The 21,140-nt window shown below is 67.1% G+C and carries 24 protein-coding genes; 10 read left to right on the top strand and 14 right to left on the bottom strand.

Translation table 11 applies throughout. From position 1 onward, the window contains the following. Positions 1-36: 36 nt before the first annotated feature. The gene (locus tag ACIA5H_RS34085) at positions 37-870 is read left to right on the top strand and encodes an ABC transporter permease (protein ID WP_355071999.1); all 834 of its coding nucleotides are present in this window, start codon (positions 37-39) and stop codon (positions 868-870) included. A gap of 115 nt (positions 871-985) precedes the next feature. Here ACIA5H_RS34085 and ACIA5H_RS34090 read toward each other — a convergent pair whose 3' ends face one another. Beyond that, positions 986-4,324 (bottom strand): AfsR/SARP family transcriptional regulator, encoded by a 3,339-nt coding sequence (locus tag ACIA5H_RS34090; RefSeq protein WP_397080040.1) that lies wholly within the window; start codon positions 4,322-4,324, stop codon positions 986-988. Positions 4,325-4,456: 132 nt separating this feature from the next. Here ACIA5H_RS34090 and ACIA5H_RS34095 point away from each other — a divergent pair, with 132 nt between their 5' ends. Continuing rightward, the gene (locus tag ACIA5H_RS34095; RefSeq protein WP_355071996.1) at positions 4,457-4,921 is read left to right on the top strand and encodes an SRPBCC family protein; all 465 of its coding nucleotides are present in this window, start codon (positions 4,457-4,459) and stop codon (positions 4,919-4,921) included. Positions 4,922-5,047: 126 nt separating this feature from the next. After that, entirely contained in the window at positions 5,048-5,917 is an 870-nt protein-coding gene (locus ACIA5H_RS34100; RefSeq protein WP_397080042.1) for a 1,4-dihydroxy-2-naphthoate polyprenyltransferase, read from the top strand. A gap of 89 nt (positions 5,918-6,006) precedes the next feature. On the opposite strand, the gene ACIA5H_RS34105 is transcribed toward ACIA5H_RS34100, so the two are convergent. The 5 genes from ACIA5H_RS34105 to ACIA5H_RS34125 all read right to left on the bottom strand — a co-directional run bounded on the left by ACIA5H_RS34105 (position 6,007) and on the right by ACIA5H_RS34125 (position 8,765). Then, positions 6,007-6,390, bottom strand: a complete 384-nt coding sequence (locus tag ACIA5H_RS34105; RefSeq protein ID WP_355071993.1) for a phage holin family protein — start codon at positions 6,388-6,390, stop codon at positions 6,007-6,009. Between the two features lie 74 nt (positions 6,391-6,464). Beyond that, on the bottom strand, positions 6,465-7,046 hold the full coding sequence (locus tag ACIA5H_RS34110) for a Clp protease N-terminal domain-containing protein (RefSeq protein WP_397080045.1): 582 nt from the start codon (positions 7,044-7,046) through the stop codon (positions 6,465-6,467). Next, positions 7,046-7,267: a helix-turn-helix domain-containing protein gene (locus tag ACIA5H_RS34115; protein ID WP_039802098.1), complete on the bottom strand. Its 222-nt coding sequence runs from the start codon at positions 7,265-7,267 to the stop codon at positions 7,046-7,048. The genes ACIA5H_RS34110 and ACIA5H_RS34115 overlap by 1 nt, the downstream gene beginning before the upstream one ends. A gap of 116 nt (positions 7,268-7,383) precedes the next feature. Beyond that, positions 7,384-8,469, bottom strand: coding sequence for a PLP-dependent cysteine synthase family protein (locus ACIA5H_RS34120; protein ID WP_397080047.1), 1,086 nt, complete (start codon positions 8,467-8,469; stop codon positions 7,384-7,386). Beyond that, positions 8,466-8,765, bottom strand: coding sequence for a DUF4229 domain-containing protein (locus ACIA5H_RS34125; RefSeq protein WP_397080084.1), 300 nt, complete (start codon positions 8,763-8,765; stop codon positions 8,466-8,468). The genes ACIA5H_RS34120 and ACIA5H_RS34125 overlap by 4 nt, the downstream gene beginning before the upstream one ends. Before the next feature lie 248 nt (positions 8,766-9,013). Between ACIA5H_RS34125 and ACIA5H_RS34130 the strand changes: the two genes are divergently transcribed. Together ACIA5H_RS34130 and ACIA5H_RS34135 are read left to right on the top strand one after the other, a co-directional pair. Then, positions 9,014-9,226 (top strand): BldC family transcriptional regulator, encoded by a 213-nt coding sequence (locus tag ACIA5H_RS34130; protein WP_039802103.1) that lies wholly within the window; start codon positions 9,014-9,016, stop codon positions 9,224-9,226. 117 nt (positions 9,227-9,343) lie between these two features. Continuing rightward, positions 9,344-9,550, top strand: coding sequence for a hypothetical protein (locus tag ACIA5H_RS34135; protein ID WP_355071985.1), 207 nt, complete (start codon positions 9,344-9,346; stop codon positions 9,548-9,550). Between the two features lie 192 nt (positions 9,551-9,742). Here the strand turns inward: ACIA5H_RS34135 and ACIA5H_RS34140 are convergent, their stop codons facing one another. Continuing rightward, entirely contained in the window at positions 9,743-10,351 is a 609-nt protein-coding gene (locus ACIA5H_RS34140; RefSeq protein WP_356962556.1) for a hypothetical protein, read from the bottom strand. Between the two features lie 309 nt (positions 10,352-10,660). Between ACIA5H_RS34140 and ACIA5H_RS34145 the strand changes: the two genes are divergently transcribed. Then, positions 10,661-11,311 carry a hypothetical protein gene (locus ACIA5H_RS34145; protein WP_397080050.1) on the top strand — a complete coding sequence of 217 codons (651 nt, stop codon included), beginning with the start codon at positions 10,661-10,663 and terminating at the stop codon, positions 11,309-11,311. A gap of 292 nt (positions 11,312-11,603) precedes the next feature. Here ACIA5H_RS34145 and ACIA5H_RS34150 read toward each other — a convergent pair whose 3' ends face one another. Then, entirely contained in the window at positions 11,604-12,674 is a 1,071-nt protein-coding gene (locus tag ACIA5H_RS34150; RefSeq protein WP_397080086.1) for a GNAT family N-acetyltransferase, read from the bottom strand. A gap of 321 nt (positions 12,675-12,995) precedes the next feature. On the opposite strand from ACIA5H_RS34150, the gene ACIA5H_RS34155 reads away from it, so the two are divergent. The 4 genes from ACIA5H_RS34155 to ACIA5H_RS34170 all read left to right on the top strand — a co-directional run bounded on the left by ACIA5H_RS34155 (position 12,996) and on the right by ACIA5H_RS34170 (position 15,632). Beyond that, positions 12,996-14,231, top strand: coding sequence for a helix-turn-helix domain-containing protein (locus ACIA5H_RS34155; protein WP_397080052.1), 1,236 nt, complete (start codon positions 12,996-12,998; stop codon positions 14,229-14,231). Positions 14,232-14,422: 191 nt separating this feature from the next. Next, the gene (locus ACIA5H_RS34160; protein ID WP_397080054.1) at positions 14,423-14,884 is read left to right on the top strand and encodes a hypothetical protein; all 462 of its coding nucleotides are present in this window, start codon (positions 14,423-14,425) and stop codon (positions 14,882-14,884) included. Further along, a complete protein-coding gene (locus tag ACIA5H_RS34165) occupies positions 14,881-15,369 on the top strand; it encodes a DNA-directed RNA polymerase subunit beta (protein ID WP_397080056.1) in 489 nt (162 codons plus the stop codon). The genes ACIA5H_RS34160 and ACIA5H_RS34165 overlap by 4 nt, the downstream gene beginning before the upstream one ends. Further along, positions 15,366-15,632: a hypothetical protein gene (locus ACIA5H_RS34170; protein WP_397080058.1), complete on the top strand. Its 267-nt coding sequence runs from the start codon at positions 15,366-15,368 to the stop codon at positions 15,630-15,632. The genes ACIA5H_RS34165 and ACIA5H_RS34170 overlap by 4 nt, the downstream gene beginning before the upstream one ends. Before the next feature lie 101 nt (positions 15,633-15,733). On the opposite strand, the gene ACIA5H_RS34175 is transcribed toward ACIA5H_RS34170, so the two are convergent. The 6 genes from ACIA5H_RS34175 to ACIA5H_RS34200 form a co-directional block, all read right to left on the bottom strand. After that, a complete protein-coding gene (locus ACIA5H_RS34175; RefSeq protein WP_379254000.1) occupies positions 15,734-16,420 on the bottom strand; it encodes a hypothetical protein in 687 nt (228 codons plus the stop codon). Further along, positions 16,417-16,602, bottom strand: coding sequence for a hypothetical protein (locus ACIA5H_RS34180; protein WP_379254001.1), 186 nt, complete (start codon positions 16,600-16,602; stop codon positions 16,417-16,419). The genes ACIA5H_RS34175 and ACIA5H_RS34180 overlap by 4 nt, the downstream gene beginning before the upstream one ends. A gap of 296 nt (positions 16,603-16,898) precedes the next feature. Continuing rightward, positions 16,899-17,552, bottom strand: coding sequence for a Uma2 family endonuclease (locus ACIA5H_RS34185; protein WP_379254002.1), 654 nt, complete (start codon positions 17,550-17,552; stop codon positions 16,899-16,901). Between the two features lie 130 nt (positions 17,553-17,682). Next, a complete protein-coding gene (gene ccsB, locus ACIA5H_RS34190; RefSeq protein ID WP_356962571.1) occupies positions 17,683-18,648 on the bottom strand; it encodes a c-type cytochrome biogenesis protein CcsB in 966 nt (321 codons plus the stop codon). A 2-nt stretch (positions 18,649-18,650) separates the two neighbouring features. Further along, entirely contained in the window at positions 18,651-20,297 is a 1,647-nt protein-coding gene (locus ACIA5H_RS34195; RefSeq protein ID WP_364424296.1) for a cytochrome c biogenesis protein ResB, read from the bottom strand. Continuing rightward, complete coding sequence (locus ACIA5H_RS34200) at positions 20,294-21,121, bottom strand: cytochrome c biogenesis CcdA family protein (protein WP_397080062.1); 828 nt, start codon at positions 21,119-21,121, stop codon at positions 20,294-20,296. Before ACIA5H_RS34200 ends, ACIA5H_RS34195 begins: the two co-directional genes overlap by 4 nt. Positions 21,122-21,140: the final 19 nt, after the last annotated feature.

The following is a 21,140-nucleotide window of genomic DNA, read 5'->3' on the forward strand; positions in this document are numbered from 1 at the left end:
CGCCGGATCCCGCGCACGCAGAGAAGGAGCACGACCATGACCACCATCACCGCGACCGAGACGCGCCGAACGGCGCCGACGAAGATCCCCGAAGTGAGCAACCACGTTCCGCTCGTCCAAGCGGCGGCGAACTCGTTCACCATGGCCTACCGCGGCCTGCTGAAGATCAAGCACAAGCCCGAGCAGCTGTTCGACGTGACGATCCAGCCGATCCTGTTCACCGCCCTGTTCGCCTACATCTTCGGCGGCGCCATCGGCGGCAGCGTGCAGGACTACCTGCCGGTCCTGATTCCCGGCATCCTGGTGCAGACCGTGGTGCTCACCTCGGTCGTCACCGGCACCCAGTTGCGCGAGGACATGGACAAGGGCGTCTTCGACCGGTTCAAATCCCTGCCGATCGCCCGTGTCTCGGCGCTGGCCGGCGCTCTGCTGGCGGATATGGTGCGCTACGCCCTCGCCACCGTGCTCACCATCGTCGTCGGCGTCGCCATCGGTTATCGCCCGGAGGGCGGTGTGCTCGGGGTCGTCGCGGCGGGTCTGGTCATCGTCTTCTGCTCGTTCGCGATCAGCTGGATCTGGGCGCTGGTCGGGGTCACCGGCAAGAGCGCGGCAGGCGTGCAGGGCATCTCGATGATGATCATGTTCCCGCTGACCTTCATGTCCGGCGCCTTCGCGCTGGTGAGCACGATGCCGGGCTGGATGCAGGGCCTCAATCACGTGAACCCGGTGTATTACATGGTGAACACGTGCCGCGGGTTGATGAACGGCGCCGCCTTCGGCAGCGATCTGGCTTGGTCGCTGATCGGCTCGCTGGTCGTCATCGCGATCTTCGCCCCGCTCACGGTCAAGGCGTACATGCGCCGGGCGTGACCGATCACCGCACCACGGCGGGCCGGGTGACCATCGTCACCCGGCCCGCTTTCGCTGTGCTGCCGCGCACGACGGTTCGATTCCTCGCGCAAACCAGATCACCGGCGTCGGCTGATCAGCGAGCGTCGACCAGGCCTTGCAGCAATTCCATGATGCGATCCGCGGACCTGTTCCGGCGCAGGTGGCCGAGGCGGCGGCGGGCTTCGGCGACCGGGCCGGGACCGAGCTTCGCGGTCGCCGCGTCCAAGTGCCGTTGCCACCGCATCGAGGGAAAGTCCTGTCGGCAGAGGACGTTCGGGGCCAGGACGAGCAAGTCGAGTCCCACCGTGACCTCGCGGTCGACGGCGATGAGGTACGAGCCGATCGCGCAGGCGACGCCGCCGATCTGCGGCAGGTCGCGGTACTGGGTCATGGTCGGCAGAGCCGTCTCGGCAAGCTGCGTGGGCAGAGTCGCGTCCGGGTCGGCGGCGCCGTTTATCACCTGCGCGGCGAGCGCCGCCGCGGCCAGCATCAGGGCGCCGGGCCCGGGGCCGAGCGCGTTGTCCGGCCAGCCGAACAGTTCCAGCGCGCGTTCGTAGCGAGTGAACCCGCCCGCGGTGTCACCTTCCGCGAACGCCAACTCCGCCGAGCTCTGCATCACGGTGGACAGCAGCCGGTTCTGTCCGAGGGACGAGTTGTCCAAGTCGGGCGTGCCGAACGCGAGGTCGAGTTCCCGCCGCGCCTGCTCCAGCTCGCCGATTCCGACCAGTGAAGCCACCAGCAGGCTGCGGATCTCCACCGTGTCCTCGTAGGCGCCGAGCCGCTGCAACACCTCGAGCGCGCGGCGGTAATAGGTCACCGACTGGTCGTAGCGGGCGATCTGTCCACAAACCTGTCCGAGGTGCCTGCTCACCATGGCCACGCTCCAGACGTTCTCGCGCCCGAGCACCTCCAGCGCCTTGATCGCATCGATGGTGGAGCCGCGCACATCGCCGAGGTTCTCCCGGATGTTGGCTCGCAACAACAGCGCCGAACCCCTGGTCTCCGGATCTGCCGAACGCGCCGCCTCGGCGAGGAGCCTGCTGAAGCCGCGTCCGTCGGCCCTGGTTAGCACGACCCGGGCGATGAATCGGCTGTTCTCGGTGAGTTCGACGGGAAGATGAAGCAGTCGGCGCACGCGCTTGCGGAGCACGGCGATCTCCCTGGCGCTGCCGTTGGTGTAAGCGAGATGCAAGAACGTCATCTGGTAGGTGACGAGCACCAGATCCGGACGCGGACCTTCCTGCCCGAAGTCGGCCGGCTCCAATTCGATGACCCGCTGAGCCCAGGCGATCACTTCCAAGTGCGATCCTCGGATGATCCACAGCGTGGCGACGACCGGGAACACCGTGTAGGCCGTCGCGGCATCCCGCCTTTCGATCGCGCAACGCAACGCGGCGAGCAAGTTGTCCACCTCCGCCGCCACGGAGAGCGCGAGGTGGAACTGATCGCCGGTCATATACCGGCTCGCCACGTCATCGGCGTAGTCCTTGGCCCACCGCATCATCCGGGTATCGACCGATTCCGGCTCTCCCGCCGCGGCGGCCAGCTGCTCTTCACCGTATTCCCGCACCGTCTCCAACATCCGGTAGCGGGTGCCGAGCACTTCGTCGTCCAGCACGGTGAGCAGCGATTGGTTGACCAGGCCGTCGACGGCCGCGGCGACATCGACCACGTCGGCTCCGCCCGCGACCGCCTCGGCCGCCGACAGCGTGAAACCGGCGGGAAATCGGCACAACCGGCGCAACGTGGCTTGCTGTTCGGTGTCGAGCAGGTTCCAGCTCCAGTCGATCACCGCGTGCAGCGTGCGATGCCGTTCGGGCGAACTGCGATCGCCGTGGCGCAGCAGCGCGAACCGGTCGGCCAGCCGCTCGTTGATCTCCTCGACGCTCATCACGCGCACGCGGGCCGCCGCCAGCTCGATGGCCAGCGGCAGCCCGTCGAGGGTGTGGCACAGCTGGGCGACCACGTCCGGATCCAGCCGGACGCCGGGCCGCACCGCCCTGGCGCGCGCGGCGAACAGCTCGGTGGCGGGCGAGCCCGCCGGATCGATGGTCAGCGGAGGCAAAGGATAGACCGTCTCGGCGGTGATGGTCAGCGGCGAACGGCTCGTGGTGAGCACGGTCAGCCTCGGAGCGACGCCGATCAGATCGGCGACCACCACGGCGACGGCGTCGATCAGATGCTCACAGTTGTCCAGGATCAGCAGCATCGAGCGCGCCGACACCGCGTCGTGCAGCCGCCCGCGCAGATCGACGATCTGCCCGGAACGCAGCGTGGCCGCGTCGAAGGTGACCTCGCTGAGCCCGAGTACCGCGGCGATCGCCGCCTCGATCTCGACCCTGGCTTCGTCGCCTTCGGCGCGCACCGAGGCCAGCTCGACCAGCGCCACCGGACAGGTGGCCGCCGCCTGCCAACCGATCTCGTTGGCGACCCTGGTCTTGCCCGCACCGCCGGGGCCGAGCACGGTCACCACCCGGGCATCGCGGAGCAGCTCGATCAGCTCGGTGATGTCGGCGGCCCGGCCGAGCAGTGCGTTGGGCGCGGCACGCAGGCCGATCGCGGCGAGGTGCGGTGTCGGTACGTCAGCGGCCGAGGGCGTCGGCTCGGCCGCGAGCCCGCTTCGGGAACCGCCGTCTTCGCTCGCCGCGCTGCCCGAGCGCGGCGGCGCGACGTGGCCTATCCGGTCCCCACGCAGGATCGCCGTATGCATCTCGACGAGCGCGGGCCCCGGGTCCGTGCCGAGTTCCTCGGCCAACCGGGAGCGGAAAGCGGCGAACGATTCCACCGCCTCGTTGGGCCGCCCCGCTGCCGCCAACAGGCGCATGAGGGTCTGTTGGGCGGGCTCGTCCAGCGGTTCGGCGGCGGCGCGCAGCCGAGCGAGACGCAAGGCTCCATCGACGTCGCCGCCGTCCTCGCGTGCGGCGAGTTCGAGTTCGTCCAGTTCGGTCAGACGCCGCCCGGCCGCCGCCCGCAGCTCGTCGGCGAGGTCGCCCGGCGGCAGATCGGCACCGGGATCCCCGCGCCACAGACCCCGCGCCCGGGTGATTTCCGCCAGGCATCCCGGAAGGTCTCCCGCCGCGCGCAGCCCGTGCGCCCGCGCCACGCGCTCGCCCACCGAGGACAAGTCGACCTGATCGGCGCCGAGGGTCAACCGATAGCCCGCAGGGCCGATTTCCAGCGCGCCCTCCGGCAGCGCCGAACGCAACCGGGAAACCTGGGTGTGTAGCGCGTTCATCGGCGAGCGCGGCGGCTGTTCGCCCCAGACGTCCTCGATCAGGGCCTGCGCGCCGCGGCTGCGACCCGGCCGCAGGGCCAGGGCGGTGAGCAGCAGCCGGGAGCGCGCACCGGGCAGCGGCGTCAGCGTGCCGTCGCGGCGCAGCGCGACCTCGCCCAGCAAGGCCACCACGACCGATTCGCCTGCGGGCGTCGTCACTGCTCGACTGTGGCCGTGCGGGCCGCTGTGCTCCGGAAACATCCCGCGGTCATCGTAGGCGAGCAGGCCCGAGAAGCTCGACACGAATTCTTTGCCGCGACTACGAGCGGTCGGTCGCATAGTGTGACCCCCATGGCTGAGTTCGAGGTGGTCCGATCGGCCGTGATCACGGCCGACCCCGCGCGCGTGCACGGGCTGATCAACGATTTCCACAAGTGGGTCGAGTGGTCGCCGTGGGAGGACCTCGACCCGCAGCTCCAGCGCAGTTACTCCGGCGCGGAATCCGGTGTCGGCGCGCGCTACGCCTGGAGCGGCAACCGCAAGGCGGGAGCGGGCAGCATGGAGATCGTCGGCAGCGCCGAGCGCGAGATCGGCGTGCGCCTGGAGTTCATGAAGCCCATGAAGGCCACCAACATGGTGACCTTCATCCTGGACCCGGTCGAGACCGGCACCGAAGTGACCTGGCGGATGACCGGCCGGCAGACCGGGCTGATGGCCGTCATCGGCAAACTCATCCCGATGGACAAGTTCGTCGGCCGGGACTTCGAGAAGGGACTCGCGCGCATGCAGGAGGCGGTGACGGCCGAAACGGCCTGATCGCCGTGCGCGAGCTGAGAACGGACTACGTCCGACTCTGCCCATTATGCGTACCTCCGCCTTCGCTCCGGCCATGCGCGGACTGAGGACCGGACTGCGTCCGACTGCGCCGATTATGCTGCGAACATGGCTACTGCAGCGCAATGGATCGAGGGCGCGCGACCCCGTACCCTGCCGAACGCGATCGCCCCGGTGCTCGCCGGGACCGGCGCCGCCGCGTCGATCGACGGTGCGGTGTGGTGGAAAGCGATTCTCGCGCTGTTCGTTTCGCTGGCGCTGATCATCGGCGTGAACTTCGCCAACGACTACTCCGACGGCATCCGCGGCACCGACGACGTCCGGGTCGGCCCGCTGCGCCTGGTCGGGCAGAAATTGGCCTCGCCCACCGCGGTGAAGACCGCCGCGATCGTCAGCTTGGTCGTCGGGGCCGTCTTCGGCCTGGTGCTGGTGCTCACCAGCGCCTGGTGGCTGCTGCTCGTCGGCGCGGCCTGCCTGGCCGGCGCCTGGTACTACACCGGCGGCAGCAAGCCCTACGGCTACAGCGGATTCGGTGAAGTGGCGGTGTTCGTCTTCTTCGGCCTGATCGCCGTGCTCGGCACCCAGTTCGTGCAGGCGGGCCGGATCGACTGGGTCGGTGCGCTGCTGGCGATCGCGGTGGGCGCGTTCTCCAGTGCCGTGCTCGTCGCGAACAACCTGCGTGACATCCCCACCGACACCGGGTCCGGAAAGGTCACACTCGCGGTCAAACTCGGCGATCCGCGCACCCGCACGCTGCACCTGGCCCTGCTCACCGTGCCGTTCCTCGTGACGTTGACGCTGGTCGCCCGCACGCCATGGGCACTGGCCGGGTTGCTCGCGATACCGCTCGCCGTCCGCGCCAACGCCCCGGTGCGCGGCGGCAAGGGCGGGCTGGAACTGATTCCCGCGCTGCGGGATTCCGGCCTGGCACTGCTGGTCTGGTCGGCGATCACCGCGCTGGCGGTCGGGCTGGGTTAGCGCGGACCTCGCGATCGCGGACCGCACCGACCAGGTGGACTCGATGGCGCGATGCGTGACCGAGCGTCGTGGGTTCGCGGCGGCGCGGACTAATCCTCGTCCGGAACCAGGATGCCGAGCACCCAGTTCACCAGCGAGACGATGATGCCGCCGAACACCGCGGCCCAGAAGCCCTCGACGCGCAGGCCGTAATGGCTGAATGCTCCGGTGATCTCGGCGGTCAGCCACAGCATGAGCGCGTTGATCAGAAGCAGGAACAGGCCGAGCGTCACGATCACCAGCGGTAGCGACAGCAGTTTCACTATCGGCTTGACCAGGGCGTTCACCGCCGTGAAAACCGCGGCCACCGCGAGGACCACACCGATCTTGGCGCCGTTGCCGCCTTCCGGAGCGAGAATGTCGATCTTGTCGACCCAGACGGCGGCCAGCCAGATGGCCACCGCGTTGATGATCAACCGAATCACGAGCTGCATGGCCCAATGCTAGGCGTCGGAGGCGGACACGCGCCGCTGGAAAACACGAACTCCCGCAGCGCATGTCCGCCTGCTCAAGCCGCACGGTCGAGCAGGGCGTGCACCTTGGGCCGCAATTCACCGATCGCGTCGGAGCCGCCGAACAGGCGCACCGTCGTCTCGTTCGGGGCGCGCAGGATGCCGAGCAGCATGTGCCCCGACTCGATGGTCTTGTCCTTGCGACCGAGCGCCTCACGCAGGGAGAGCTCGAGCACCTTCTTCGCTTCCTTCGTGAACGGAATGTGCCCGTAGTACCCACCGCGGCTCCACGGGAACGGCCCACGGCGCGGGTCCGGCGCGGCGCGGTCGAGCGCGTCCTCGCCGAAATGCGTATCCAGCGACTCCCGGACGGCGTCCAGATCAATGCCGATGGAGCGCAAGGCCTCGGCGTCCTCGGGGCCGAGCGGTATCCCGTTGCCCTGCTCGGCCAGCGCGCTGCGCACGCCGTCGCGAGTGAGTCCCGCGTCCGCGAGCAACGCCGCCAATTCCGGCTCGGCATGCGCGAGCACGCCGAGCAATACGTGCTCCACCTCGATATTCGACGCGTGGAGTTCGCGCGCGTCCTCCTGAGCGACGATGATCGCCGTGCGCGCAGACCTGCTGAACCGCTCGAACATCAGCGGATCCTGCCTTTCCGGTTGTACTTCTGGTGGACTGCTTGCCTGCTGACCTCGAGCGCCTCCGCGATCGCCTGCCACGACCAGCCCTGAGCACGGGCGTTGGCCACCTGGATCGCCTCGAGACGTTCGAGCAGCCTGCGTAGCGCGAGCACCGCGCGCAGCCCGACCTTCGGATCGGGGCTGCCCGCGGCTGCCGCGAGTGTGGTTGCTTCCGTCATGACGTCAATTTTGATTGACACATGCTCGCGATGTCAACAAAAATTGACAACCGCGGGCGCGATTCGACCCCGTTCCGCCTCAGGCGAACAAAACCCCTGGCCGGGGCACGAACCGATCAGGCGTCCCAGATTCCGGTCGCCACGAACTTCTCCAGGACAGCCGTGGACTCCGCGAGCTCCAGCCCCTGGGACGCCACCCACGCGTCGTCGAAATACGTTCCGGCATAGCGATCCCCGCCGTCACACAGCAGGGTGACGACACTGCCGCCGCGCCCTTCGGAGAGCATCTCGGCGATCAAGGCGAAAACGCCCCACAGGTTGGTGCCGGTGGAGCCGCCGACCCGGCGGCCGAGCCGCACGCTCGCGAACCGGGCCGCAGCGATGGATGCCGCGTCGGGCACCTCGAACATTCGGTCCACCACCTGACCGACGAACGAGGGTTCCACGCGGGGGCGGCCGATGCCTTCGATCCGGGAGGGCATTCCGGTCTGGTAACCCGCATCGCCCGTCTCGTAGCCGCCGTAGAAGGCGGAGTTCTCCGGATCGACCACGGCCAGCTTGGTCGCATGCCTGCGATACCGGATGTAGCGGCCGATCGTGGCGCTGGTGCCGCCCGTGCCCGCTCCGACCACGATCCACTCCGGCACCGGATTGGTCTCCAACGCCATCTGCTGGAAGATCGACTCGGCGATGTTGTTGTTGCCGCGCCAGTCGGTGGCGCGCTCGGCGTGGGTGAACTGGTCCATGTAGTGACCGCCGCACTCGGCCGCCAGCCGCGCCGCCTCGGTGTACATGTCCGGCGGGCGTTGCACGAAATGACAGCGCCCGCCCTGCGCCTCGATGAGCGCGATCTTCTGCGGAGAGGTGCTCGCGGGCATCACCGCGACGAAGTCCAAGCCGAGCAGTTTCGCGAAATAGGCCTCGCTGACCGCCGTCGAACCCGAGGACGCCTCCACCACGGTCGTCCCCTCGCCGACCCAGCCGTTGCAGATCGCGTACAGGAACAGCGAGCGAGCCAGGCGGTGCTTGAGGCTGCCGGTGATGTGGGTGGACTCGTCCTTGAGATAGAGCTGGATGTTCCACTCGGCGGGCAGCGGGTAGCGCAGCAAGTGGGTGTCCGCGCTGCGCTGGGTGTCGGCGTCGATCAACCGCACCGCGTTGTCGACCCAGTCGCGCGGAGCGGTGTGATCGCAGGACTTCACGAAGAAGTCCCCGACTCCGGCGGAGCGGGCGGCTCGTCGCCCCGCAACCTCGCCCGTAGCTCGGCCTTGTCGCGGCGCCTGCGCTCGTCGACCAGGGCGATGTCCTCGTTCACCTTGGCCCGCAGCCGCTGGAACAGCACCAGCGACAGCGGCATCGCGATGATGAGCGCGAACAAGGCGGCGACCACGATGGGGATGTCCACCGACACCAGCCGCGCGGCCAGCACGATCAGCGCGGCGAGCACTACCACGAGACCCAACCTGGCGACGGTGTAAAGGGCCAGATTGCGGGCCAGACGACGACCAGCGCCAGCCGTTTGCTGTCCGGAAGCACCTTTTGGTGGATTCGCGTCACGCACATCCCTCAGCCTATGCGAAGCTGTTGCCCGCCCCCGGTGCACGCCCAACAGCCGGGGGTGGGGCGCGCATCCGATTTGTCTATTACCTCCCCTTTACCAACTGTAGGTGGTTCGAGTACCTAGGGGTTTCAGTGCGACGATGGCGCCATCTGATGAGGGAACTGTCGAGAACGGAGAGGTTTGCTATGACTGCGATCACCGTCGGCGGCCAGGACACCCTGCTGACTCCGGGCCAGGTTGCTGCCCTGTTCCACGTCGACCCCAAGACCGTGACGCGCTGGGCTCACGCCGGGCGCCTCGGGTCGCTGCGCACACCGGGCGGACATCGCCGGTTCCGCGAATCGGAAGTACTCCAGCTGCTCAAGTCGCTGACCACCGAGGCGACCGCAGCACGCTGATCGCAGGGCGCGCGGACCTGTCGTGCTCGGGTCCGCGCTCGCCCGCAGACCATTTTCGCGTCTGCGGTGTGCTGGAGTCACGTCCGCGGCTACCCTCGTAATCAGGAGGTGAGCGACGTGACGTACCTGTTGGCACTCATCGCGGTGGTGGCAATAGCGGTGTTGTGCTGGAAGGCGTTCGGCCCCGAGCGGACTGGACCCACTGCCCCGCAATCGCGTTCACCACGGCGCAAGCGCGTCATCGGACCCGACGACGACCCGGAGTTCCTCTGGCGACTATCTCGCCAGCACCGTGACGGCGAGTCCGGTTCCGCCGAGCGTTGATCTTCGCAGTACCCGCGCGATAGCACGCGTCCAGCGGTATCCGGCGTTCGCGCGATTTCATCGCTCTGCCGTGGCGCCGTCCCGGCGGGGACCGAACCTCCGCCCTCGACGAACGCCACGACGATCGACAACCCGGTCCGGGTGCGGCAGGCGCGCTGCGGTGCGCCTGCCGCATCCGATCCGCGCCATCGATCAGGGTTCGCCGTTGACGACCGCCATCAGCGCGTCGGTGAACGGCTGTCCACCCTGAATGGCTCCGCCCGCGATCGCGCCGACGACCAGGCCGATCGGGCCGGTGATGATGCTGAAGAAGCCCAGGCCGATCAGGGCCCCGAGCAGTCCGCCGAGCAGCGCGCCGCCGACCACGCCGACCACGTTCTGGTTCAACTCGGCGATGAGACGGTTCATCGAGCTGATCGGCTGCATCTCGCCGATCTCCTTGGCGCCTGCCACCGGGGTGAGCGCGAGACGCCGTCCGCTGTCGCTGATTTCGTGCGCGACCGACAGCTTGCTGCCGGAAACCTGGAAGGTGAGCGGCACTTCGGCCACCACGGCCCCGGTATCGGAGGTCAGCTTGATCTTGGTGCCGTCGTCGGCCACTGCGAAGGTGCCGTGCTCGACGGCGGTCGAGATGGCTCCGGTCTCGCGTGAGACCGTGGTGTGGTAGTCGACCCCCTGCTCTACCCCGGTTGTCGTGATCTCACGCTCCGGTTCTACGGGTTTCGCGTTCGCGGCCCCCGCTGTGATGCCCACTGCGGCAACCGCGCCGAGCGTAATGGCGGCAATAGTGCCGAACTTCATTCTGGAATTCCTTCTCACCGAGACACCGGCTCCGGAGGCCGGATGGCGTGTGACTGTACAGCGCCCGTGACTAGTTTCCAGACTTGGCGACCGGCACACCTGATCGCGAAGTTCGTTATCCGATCGTGATCACACCGGGCCCGGATACCGACACGTACGTGAATTCCCAGCGCGGATCGCTACGCCTGGGAAGGAAAACTCGACGCGGACGTGCCGCGTAGTGTAAGCATGGCGTGGTCTTCAATCCGCAAGATTCACAACTTCGGGTCGCTAGGTGGGTCGAAGGGTTCACAGCTCTGGAGGACGTACGTGTCGCGCCAACGTGTCCGCGCCGGTATCACCCTGGCCGCCTTCATGGTCGGGACCGGACTGGCGGCCACCATCGTGGTCGTCGCCGCGCTATCGATGTCCGGCCCCGCCGATGAGCCGGCCAAGGCCGCCGCTCAGAACGCCGCCGCGGCAACAACCTCGGCTCCCCCGCCGACCACCGAGGAGCCGCTGCCGACCACCACGGAAGCGCTGCCGACCACGTCGGCGATGCGCGGCGCGTCCAACAAGAGCGCCACCAGCATGCAGGTGAACATCGGCGACTGCGTACAGCTCGGCGGAGCAGGCGCGATCGACAAAACCGCTTGTGGCAGCCAGAACTCCGTCTACAAAGTCGTCGATAAGGCACCGGCGAACGCCACCTGCCCCACCGACGCCGACCACACCTACAACGAAACTTTGCACGGGGCGACACAGGCCGCGCTGTGCCTGGACATCGACTGGGTCGTCGGCGGCTGCATGGAACTGACATCCGGCAGCCCCAAGCGTCTCGACTGCGCCGCCCACACCCCTGGCGCGGTCCGGGTCATCGACATCAAGCAGAACACCGTCGACGTCAACGCGTGCGGGTCGGCCGACAGCGGAATCGTCTACCAGCAAAGGCATTTCGTGGTTTGCGTGGCGCGGCTGTAGGTGCCGTTACACCTCCGCGATACGGACTTTCCGCCCACGAGGGAGCCGCGACTTTGCGGCCGATTAACAGACATGCGAAGTCTTGTGTCCCTTAAGAAGCGGCTCGGAACGTTATTTGTTCTGCCGGTGGGTAATTCGCGCGCTGCCACTCGCGGTTTACACGCGTCGTAAACCAGCGGCGATCTCACACAATTCGGGCTGCACAGTCTGAAACGTTCGCATTCAATTATTTTGACGCAATCGCACCAATAAAAACCCTAGTTTTCCGCCAAATACTCCAGGCGTGCGCTCGTCAGCCCACACCGTCGAGTGGCAGGCCCATGAGCACCGCGTCCCACAGCTCGCCGCTGCGGCGTCGGTAATGCCCGCGCAAGACGCCCTCGACCTCGAAACCGGCTCGGTCGTAGAGCGCCATAGCGTGCTGATTGTGCGGCCATACTTGCAGACTCACCTTGTGGGCGCCCTGATCCCGCGACCAACTGATGACTCGCTCGAGCAGCGCCGACCCGATGCCACGTCCCCGCCGGTCCGCCGCGACCATCATGCCGAAGGCCGTGACGCCAGGTGTGCCGAAGTAGACCGTCGCCGTGCCCACGACGCATCCGTCGATCTCCGTCACGAACACACCGCGCTTCTCGTCGCCGAGATTCGCTCGGATCTGCCGTGCGGCGTCTTCCTCGTCCAACGGCGCTTCGGCCCCGATCCATTTGCCCTCCGCTGCCACCGCGACGCGCAGTTGGACGATCCCGTCGATGTCGGCTTCCTCGGCGACACGAGCCGTGGGGCCGGTCAACGACCGCGGTCTCGCCGACGGGCGGCTCGGGGCGAGCCGCGCGTACATGAACATGTCGCGACGACTGTCGCCGACTTGCCGCCACCCGCGCAGCAGCCCCTCACGCCGGAATCCCGCCCGCTCGGCAGTCCGGATGGAGGCGGTATTCCACGGTTCCACGTAGAGCTGTAGCCGGGCAACGGCCAGTTTCTCGAACGCCCAGTCCGCGACCGCCCGCAGCGCGTGTGCGGCCACCCCCTGCCCACGAGCGGACCGCACCAGCCAGTACCCGACCGATGCCCGGCCCTCTCCGAGATCCTTGGTCCAGACTCCGATACTGCCGAGCGGCTTACCGTCCGTCGCTCGCGCGATCACGAAGGGGTACCCGCTTCCGCTCACGGGTCGTTCCCACTGCCGCTCGACGAACTTCGTCGCCGCTTCCTCGGTGTAGATCGACGGCACAGTGGTGATCAACGGGATCGTGTCGTCGTCCGACGCTTCCCGAACCAGGTCGAGATCCGCAGACGACATCGACCAAGGTCGAAGAACCAGTTCGCCTGCCGCTGCGGTCAATTCCGGCACGCGGCGCATCCGGACCGTATCCGAGCTATTCCCCACCAGATGATGATCACCGTCCGCGATCGCGACGGCTAGTGGATTCGGCCGTACCCGCGCAGCTCCGGCTCGGCATCAGCCGCGCCTGTGTAGATCATCCTCGCGTTGCACCCACGCGTTGGCGCGTCGGCCAACTGGTCAGCGCGTAACTTGCCTTGGTTCTATGCCGCTTGTCGGAAGTCGCTTGGTGGCTGATGCGAGAAGACCCGCCCACATTGTCTTGCCTGCTTGCCACCTGCACGGCGGATATCGACAGGTACCTTCGGAAGTGGATAGCCATCGGCGGAGGAGTACGCCATGAACGACATCCCCCCGAACGAAGTCGGGCGGAGACTGCGTGAAATCCGCGTTTGGCGCGGGCAAAGCCTCGAGGTAGTCGCTGGCCTAGCAGGTATCAGCTTCGGATATCTCGGCCGCCTCGAGCGCGGCGAGCAAGCCTTGTCTAACCGCGCCACCCTGGAGGCGCTGGCGCGGGCGCTACGCGTCTCCCCGGCAGAGTTCTATCCGGCAGCTGGACAGTCTGGTTCGCGAGCCGAAGGCAACGAGTCCGCCCATGCCGGAGTCGTCGCGATCGAACGCGCACTAGATGTATACGAACTCGGCGACGACCCCGGCGGCGCAGTACGCGAATGGCCCGCCATCGCCACGGATCTAGAGCGTCTGACCGATCTTCAGCAACGCGGCGACTACGCTGGACAAGCACGAATGACTCCCGACCTGCTTGCCGAGTTGCATGCGGTCTATGCCCGATCGCCGGAATACCGTCGCAACACGCTCCTTGGCCTGATTCTTTGCTATTCGTCGGCGATGTGGATCACAAAACGGCTTACTGGGCGTGGCCTTCCGCTGCTGGCCGCCAAAGCTGCACAAGAGTGTGCCGCCGCGCTCGATTCGCCCGCGTGGATCGGGTTTGCCACGTGGCTTCGTGGCGACGCTACGGGCGGTTTGTCCCGGCCTGAACAGTACCGGCGCGCTGTACGGTGCATTGATGCGCTAAGCCCGCACTTGGACGACGGCCAAGTCCTGCAAACGGCCGGAATGCTGCATCTTTCGGCCGCGCTCGCTTCGGCTGTGCAGCGCGATCGGTCCACGGCTGAGACGCATTTGGACGAAGCCGCCGCTCTGGCAGGACGCATGGATACCGAGACCGGAACATTCGGCCGCATGTGGTTCGGCGCGCCGAATATTGGGATCTGGCGCGCGTGCATCGGCATGGAGTTCGGCGACGGCGTGAAAGTGGCCGAAAACGCACGCGGAGTCAACGTGCACAGTATTCCCAGCAAGTCGCGGCAAGCTGAGTTCTACATGGAAGTCGGCCGTTCCCTGTTGACCGATCCCACTCGCCGTGAGCAAGGCGTGCAAGTACTCCTGCGCGCCGAGCACCTTGCGCCGCAGCGTGTCCACGCCGATGTGCTGGCCCGTGAAGCCGTGGCCGATGTGCTCCGCGCCGCACGGCGCGATGCGGGCGGACGTGAATTGCGCGGCTTAGCATGGCGACTGGGTATCGCTCCCGAACACGCGCCCAAGAACTGATCGTGTCCTCGCGTTTGTCCTTCGTGGACAAATCTGTTGTGGCCCAGCTCATAACGTCTGCTCCGGCCCCGACGCCGGGGTGAGCCGGCCACCTCGTCATCTCGGCCGCGCCAGTACGGCTATGACCGCTGGCTGGTGCTGTGCCCTCGGCGTCGGGTGCTTTCCAATCGGATCGCAGGGAGGCGCAGGGGATGGATGCGAGCAGTCGGCAGGGGTTGTATCGGGCGGGAGTGCCTGAGCTGGAGCGGATCGCGGCGTATCTGAAAGACGAGTCGACGCTGTTGCGTGGCTCGCTGACAGATACGTACGGCGCACCGGCTATCGGGATGCGGTGCGCGGCGGTCGCGGGGGCGGACGCCGTGAATGATCGAGCGACGATCGAGGCGCTCGCACGGCGGCACGGTTACACGCTGGCCGCGATCTATGTGGTTGCGCCGCAGACGGTATCGCCGGTGGCGGCGGCGCGTGTGTTGGAAATGGTGCACGTCGCCCGCGCGAGTGCGGTGATAGTTCCGGGGATGACGCATCTGGGCGGCTCGGTTCCGGCCGACTTCACGCGAGTGTGCAGCGTGATCATGCCGGGACACGTGATGCTCGGCCGCGCCCTGTACCCGACCCCGGCACCGTCGGGGGACGCGGAGGCTCAGGCATGAGCGCGCCAGGCATCGAAGGCTTCGATCTTGCAACCCCATCCGGGCAGTGCGCGTACTACAAGATGATCTGTCAGCTCCCTGCCGAGGTAGAACCCGAAGCACTCGGCCGAATCGTGGTGCGAGCAGGTTCGCTGGTGTGGGGTGTCTCGGTGCCGGAGCCGTTGGGGCGGGCAGCGACGGACCGGTTGCGCAGCGGCGGATACGGTCTCGGCCCGATCATCACGCACCCGCATTCCCTGACCTGGACATTCCTGGTGCGGCCTGATCTGCCCGACGAACCTCGAATCTTCGCGGGCCTGTTCCGGGATCGCGTGAAGGTGATCCGCGACGGCGGATTGATCGCCCTCCCTTCCCCGGCCGACAGCAACACCGCATACCGCGCATGGCTCGAGGTTCCCTGCGACACCTACCGGCCCTCAGGACGGCTGGTGGTGGAAGCAGTGCAAGCATCCCTGCTCACACGCGCGGTCAGGACAGGCCGATGAACTCGCACGGCGAATCGATCACGCCCCCGATTCGCAGTCGCATGACCGGCCCCGCCCAGTCTCCGCACCCAGAGGAACCCGACGTACACCTTTCGGTCTATCTGCACGACCAACGAATGGACTTCGCCGCATGCCTGACCGCCGCATTGGTATTCGTCCAGGACTGGAACGCCCGCCACCGCCCCGGCGCGGTAACCGTCCTCCCCGGCGACCCCACCGGCCTCCCCCGCCTCCCGAACGAACGGCTCTACCTCGAATGCTGACCAGGCCGCCCGTGCCGCCACTCCGATCCACTGATTTCGACAGTGTCGTGCACGGGCACCATTCTGCTATGCGGGGATGCCGACAGCGTTTACACGACCTCCTAATATCGAGCTCTCGCAGGCGGCCTGGCAGCGTCGGCATCACCCGTGACGGTGAGACCGAGCCGCCGCAATTCTTCGATCGCTACCTCTGGTCGATCTCGCACGGCAGCCGCTGTTTGCATGCGCCGCCACTCTTCTCGGCCCTCAGCAACTTCGGACTCCCATCCGTCACGCCCCGCCACGCGACAGTCCCGGATGAGAAACTCGATGAAGTCCTCGACGCATGGGCGAAAGCGGTCCCCGCCGGTAGGAACATGGATTGACTGAATCGCAGCGGGTGTCGGATGGCCGGTCTGCGACAACAGATAAGTGAAGAGCCCACTCTCAGCGTGCACGTGGACGTGCGAACACGGCACCGTATGAGCGTCGCGAACGTACTCGATCCGCGCGATCGGCTTCTTGCCACGTTTTTCCAACAACTGGAACGTGGACTTGTGCACAGCAAGATGACGCCCAGACCGGTCGAATGTGAGCTCGAATCCGAGTTTAATGTGACCTATTGCAGGACTTCCCAGCTCAGCATGGATACTCTGCTGGTACGCGAATGCATAGCGGCCGCCTTTCGGGGAGGCCTCCACCGTCAGCTGATCCGTGCTAGGGCTGCCTTCCAGGCACATCAGAGCCCTTGTCGAGACATCCAAGGCGAACCGCCTGGCCTGCTCCTCGAGACGGGTATCCGTGCTCACGCATCCTCGAGAAGGAACTCGATGGACCGCAGCTCATCCCACGCCGCCAATTCCTCTGGCGTCAGGGTGTATTGAGCCGCGAGCTCCCCAATCTCCTCTCGCGTCATCCCGACGCGCCGCAGGACCTCGCGGTGTCGATGGCGAAGTTCCTCAGACGTGCTGTGTTCGACCGTAACGGTCATCGGCGACTTACCCTCCCTGCTTCGTCGACCATCTCCGTTCATTATGCACGCACCTCGCTCTCTGATCGGGGACCGAGGCAATCTGGTTCTACCAGCGGCGACCGACAGACTGGATGACGTCGAACCCTCCTGGTTTCGGTTGGCATCTCTGAGTCTCAGTCGGCCAGTCGCCCGAGACGCATTGAGCCGACCCAGATCGTGTCATTCGCACCGAGAGGGTTGCGGTAGCGCGGTGCCTACGGCGATTCGAAGCCTGCCGCGGTGCGGTGCGGTGCGGTGCGGTGAAGGGATCTTCGTTAGTACTCGAGTTCATGCCACGGGATGGCGATCGGGAACGGGCGGCTGAATTCGAGACCGTCCGAGTTCTCGTGGTTCCACTCTGCCGCGACGATGTAGTTGGCGGAATGGAGCGGCTGTGCACCGTTCGGGAGTTGCGCATGGCCGATGTCGAGGCCGTAGACACGGACGACAGCGATCGCGCTGACCTCACGGGCCAGCGTCACCTCCCAGAGCCAGGGGATGCCAGCGCTGGCGTAGCGAATCTTCTTGGCCTCGATGTCCGTCTGCGTGACGGCCGGGGACAAGACCTCACCGACCAAGAGAACATCACTTCCCCGTACGTCCTGAGAGGGCGATTCGAGACAGCGGTGGACGAGGAAGTCCGGCGTCAGGAAGTCGGATTTTCCCGTGCGGCCGAGGAACACATTGGTTGCGGAGTTGACGCGCCAGTCACGTTCCGGCTCGTCCGACATCGACATTCGTGCACAGCGCTCGAGGGAGTTGGTGAACCGGCCTACGAAGACCCGACGGTCGCTCGGCTCGCGCCCGACGCAAACCACGCGACCGTTCCACAACTCGATTTGCTCCGCAAGCTCGTCGGGTAGCCGCTGCAATTCCTCCCACGTCATCGATTCGGGAAGGTCTGACCGTCCGATGTGTGGGAGCAGCATGACGCGATCGTATTGATCGACGCTGCCTGTACGCACTCTCGTTCTTCCGGACGGATGCGAGTGGGGCTGACTGCTGCGGTCCGACGATCTGCGGAACCTGAACGAGCGCGAACACTCGGACGAGCGCGAGTCAGTTCAACCCCGCATACGAATGCAACCCGCTGATCACCATGTTGATGATGAACAGGTTGAACAGCATCGCGACGAAGGCGGCGATGTTGATCCAGGCGGCCTTCGTGTCGCGCCAGCCGGAGGTGGCGCGGGCGTGGAGGTAGGCGGCGTAGAGGACCCAGGCGATGAAGGAGCAGGTTTCCTTCGGGTCCCAGCCCCAGAAGCGGCCCCACGCGGCTTCGGCCCAGATCGCGCCGAGGATGACGCCCGCGCCGAACAGCGGGAAGCCGATGATGGTGGCCTTGTAGGCGAGCCGGTCCAGGGTGCGGGCGTCGGGGAGGCGGCGGGCGATGGCGCCGAGGACGTTGGCCGACTCCTGGCCGTCCGGCTGACGCAGGCGGTAGAGGAAGAGCATGCTCGCCACGCCCGCGAACAGGAAGACGCCGCTGCCCACGCTGACGATGGTGACGTGCACCGGCAGCCAGAACGACTTCAACGCGGGCACCACGGGTGCGGCGTCGGCGTAGAGCACCGTGCCTGCGAGGAACAGCAGGATCAGCACCGGCACCAGCAGGAACACCCACATGGCGCGGTAGCGCTGCTCGCGCAGGAGCGCGATCCCGACCAGCACGGCGGCCGCCGTCGCCATGGTGACGAACTCGTACATGTTGCCCAGCGGGAAGCGGTGGGTCGCGAAGCCGCGCAGCACGATCGCGCCCACGTGCAGCGCGATGGCCACCATGAGCACCGAGAACGCCATGTTGCCCAGCCGCTCCGACAGCGGCCGCCCCGCGGGCTCGCTGACGCGGCCGGGTCCCTGCGGTGTCGACCCGCCGCCCACCGTCACCAGCTCGCGCTCGGAGACCTGGCGGCTGCGCGCCGTCGCGTACTGCCAGATCAGCAGCACCAGCACCAGCGCGTACACCACGATCGCCGTCTTGAAGGCGAAATCGCTGTACCTGGCGATGGTCTCGTCGATCGGCATCGTCACTCTCCCGTGGTCTCGGCGTGCTCATCGAGCAGGCGCGCGCGCAGCCGGTCGAACTCGCCGCCCCAGCCCGCCTGGTCGGTCCTGGCGAGCCCGCCCATCTCTACTACAGTGCGTCGTTGGTCCACGGTACCGGCTGTGTCCTCGGCCGGGTAGACCCGCACCCAGATCCGCCTGCGCTTGATCAGCAGCGAGACCAGCAGGCCCGCCATCATCAGCAGCGCGCTCACCAGCACCCACTGCTGGGCCGGGTCGTGTGAGACCTGAAGATTCACGAACTCCTGCGCGCCGTCGAAGGTGACCTTGGTGCCGTTCGGCAGCGTGGTCGACTCGCCGGGGCGGAGATTGACCCTGGCCTCCTTGGCGAGCCTGCCCTGCTTGACCTGCTCGGGGTCGAGGGCGAACAACGATTGCGGCTTACCGGTGTCGAGGCCGGTGTCGCCGCGATAGATGTCGACCGCGACGGCGGGATCGTTCATGGCGGGGTACGCGGAGGACAGCAACGATCCGTGGAACATCGCCGTGGGCGCGAACAAGCCCTCGATCGCGATCTGGTTCTTGCGGCGCTCCTCGTCGGTGGCGTACATGCCACCGGGCGGGTCGATCCGCAGCACGCCGCTGGACAGGAACGTCGAGGCGTCGTCGGGCCGCCACTGAATGGACTCGGTGCGGGTCTGGCCGTTGGGGAAGGTCACCGTGAAGGTGGGCGCGTAGCCGTGTCCTTGCAGGTAGAGCCGGTCACCCGCGACGCGGAGCGGATGGTTGACCTGCACCCTGGTGTCGCGCCAGGTGTTCGTCCGCAGATCGTCGCCCGCCTGGTAGGAGAGGTTCGCGGTGAACATCTCCGCTTGCCCGTTGGTCAGGTAGTCGGCCTGGAAATCCTTCACCCGCACACAGACCGGGGTCATGCCGGTGCCGTCGTTGACGTTGCCCGCCTTGAACGAGTCGAACACCGCGGGCGAGGTGGTGCAGAAGCCGGGGCCGTTGTTCGCCAGCACGATGACGCTGCCCTCGTAGCCGAACAGCTTGCCCATCGCGATGGCGACCAGCAGCCCGACCAGCGCGAGGTGGAACACCAGATTGCCGAGTTCGCGGGTGTAGCCCTTCTCCGCGGACAGCGCCAGTTCACCCTCGCGGGGGCCGGGGCGGACCTCGGTGCGCCAGCCGCGCAGCTGGGCGCGGGCGTGGTCGATCAGCTCCTGCGGCGACCGCTCGACCCGGGCCGCGTAGTGGTGCGGAAGCCTCGTCAGATTGCGCGGCGCGCGCACCGGCGGTGTGCGCAGAGCGCGGTAGTGGTCGAGCGTGCGCGGCAGGATGCAACCCACCAGCGAGATGAACAGCAGCACGTAGACGGCCGTGAACCAGAAACTGGAGAACACGTCGAACAGCTCGAAGCGGTCCATCCACGGGCCGAGCGTGGGCCGGCTCGCGATGTACTGCTCGACCTTCTGCTCGTTCAGGTTCCGCTGCGGCAGCAGCGCGCCGGGAATCGCGGCGAGGGCGAGCAGGAACAGCAGCACCAGGGCGGTGCGCATGCTGGTGAGCCCGCGCCAAGTGTTGCGCAGGAACGCCCAGGCCCGCCCGATCAGCGATTGACGCGGCGGACGCTCGGGGCTTTCGATCGTGGGGTGGTCGGTCACGGTCATATCGGCAGGGTCACCTCGGAGACGAACGCGTCCCGCACCCAGGCGACGAACTGGTCCCACGCCCCGGTGACCAGCGCGGCGCCGACCGCGACGAGCAACATGCCCCCGATGATCTGAATGGTGCGGGAATTGCGGCGCAGCCACCCGACCCCACGCAGCGCGCTCGCGGACCCGAACGCCAGCACCACGAACGGCAGACCGAGGCCGAGACAGTAAGCGATGATCAGCGCGACCCCGCGCACCGCCGTGGTCCCGTCGGTGCCCGCGGCCACGGCCATGACGCCCGACAACGTGGGGCCGAGACACGGCGTCCATCCCAGCGCGAACACCCCGCCCAGCAGCGGAGCGCCCATGAGGCTGGTGAGCCTGCGCGGTTCCATCCGGGTGTCGCGCTGCAACGCGGGCACCAGGCCGATGAAGACCAGGCCCATCAGGATCGTCACCACACCGCCGATGCGTTGCAGCAGTTCCCGATTCACGTTGAGGGTCTGGATGACGCCGAACACGGTCGCGGTGGCGAGCACGAAGACCACGGTGAAACCGGCGACGAACAAACCGGCCGCACCCGCGACCCGCATCCGTCCCGACCGAAGCGGCCGCGCGGCAGTCGCGACGCGTCCGCCGGTGGCCTCCGCCACCGTGGCAGGCGGCGCCTCCGCGCCGACGAGTCCGGCCAGATAGGACAGGTACCCCGGCACCAGGGGCACCACACACGGCGAGGCGAACGACACCAGACCCGCGAGCAGGCACGCGCCGAGCGCCAGCAGCAGCGGCCCGGAGGCCGCCGTCTGCTGGAACGAATCACCGACTGCGGCGAGCACCATCACAGGTCCTCCCCGGTAC

Source organism: Nocardia sp. NPDC051900 (assembly GCF_044452545.1).
In the GTDB taxonomy this organism is placed as follows: domain Bacteria; phylum Actinomycetota; class Actinomycetes; order Mycobacteriales; family Mycobacteriaceae; genus Nocardia; species Nocardia sichangensis.

Excerpts from the sequence above, each read along its gene's own strand:
- ACIA5H_RS34085 (WP_355071999.1), top strand. The coding sequence starts at position 37 with ATGACCACCATCACCGCGACCGAGACGCGCCGAACGGCGCCGACGAAG.
- ACIA5H_RS34095 (WP_355071996.1), top strand. The coding sequence starts at position 4,457 with ATGGCTGAGTTCGAGGTGGTCCGATCGGCCGTGATCACGGCCGACCCC.
- ACIA5H_RS34100 (WP_397080042.1), top strand. The coding sequence starts at position 5,048 with ATGGCTACTGCAGCGCAATGGATCGAGGGCGCGCGACCCCGTACCCTG.
- ACIA5H_RS34105 (WP_355071993.1), bottom strand. The coding sequence starts at position 6,390 with ATGCAGCTCGTGATTCGGTTGATCATCAACGCGGTGGCCATCTGGCTG.
- ACIA5H_RS34110 (WP_397080045.1), bottom strand. The coding sequence starts at position 7,046 with ATGTTCGAGCGGTTCAGCAGGTCTGCGCGCACGGCGATCATCGTCGCT.
- ACIA5H_RS34115 (WP_039802098.1), bottom strand. The coding sequence starts at position 7,267 with ATGACGGAAGCAACCACACTCGCGGCAGCCGCGGGCAGCCCCGATCCG.
- ACIA5H_RS34130 (WP_039802103.1), top strand. The coding sequence starts at position 9,014 with ATGACTGCGATCACCGTCGGCGGCCAGGACACCCTGCTGACTCCGGGC.
- ACIA5H_RS34140 (WP_356962556.1), bottom strand. The coding sequence starts at position 10,351 with ATGAAGTTCGGCACTATTGCCGCCATTACGCTCGGCGCGGTTGCCGCA.
- ACIA5H_RS34150 (WP_397080086.1), bottom strand. The coding sequence starts at position 12,674 with ATGCGCCGCGTGCCGGAATTGACCGCAGCGGCAGGCGAACTGGTTCTT.
- ACIA5H_RS34155 (WP_397080052.1), top strand. The coding sequence starts at position 12,996 with ATGAACGACATCCCCCCGAACGAAGTCGGGCGGAGACTGCGTGAAATC.
- ACIA5H_RS34160 (WP_397080054.1), top strand. The coding sequence starts at position 14,423 with ATGGATGCGAGCAGTCGGCAGGGGTTGTATCGGGCGGGAGTGCCTGAG.
- ACIA5H_RS34165 (WP_397080056.1), top strand. The coding sequence starts at position 14,881 with ATGAGCGCGCCAGGCATCGAAGGCTTCGATCTTGCAACCCCATCCGGG.
- ACIA5H_RS34170 (WP_397080058.1), top strand. The coding sequence starts at position 15,366 with ATGAACTCGCACGGCGAATCGATCACGCCCCCGATTCGCAGTCGCATG.
- ACIA5H_RS34180 (WP_379254001.1), bottom strand. The coding sequence starts at position 16,602 with ATGACCGTTACGGTCGAACACAGCACGTCTGAGGAACTTCGCCATCGA.
- ACIA5H_RS34185 (WP_379254002.1), bottom strand. The coding sequence starts at position 17,552 with ATGCTGCTCCCACACATCGGACGGTCAGACCTTCCCGAATCGATGACG.
- ccsB (WP_356962571.1), bottom strand. The coding sequence starts at position 18,648 with ATGCCGATCGACGAGACCATCGCCAGGTACAGCGATTTCGCCTTCAAG.
- ACIA5H_RS34195 (WP_364424296.1), bottom strand. The coding sequence starts at position 20,297 with ATGACCGTGACCGACCACCCCACGATCGAAAGCCCCGAGCGTCCGCCG.
- ACIA5H_RS34200 (WP_397080062.1), bottom strand. The coding sequence starts at position 21,121 with ATGGTGCTCGCCGCAGTCGGTGATTCGTTCCAGCAGACGGCGGCCTCC.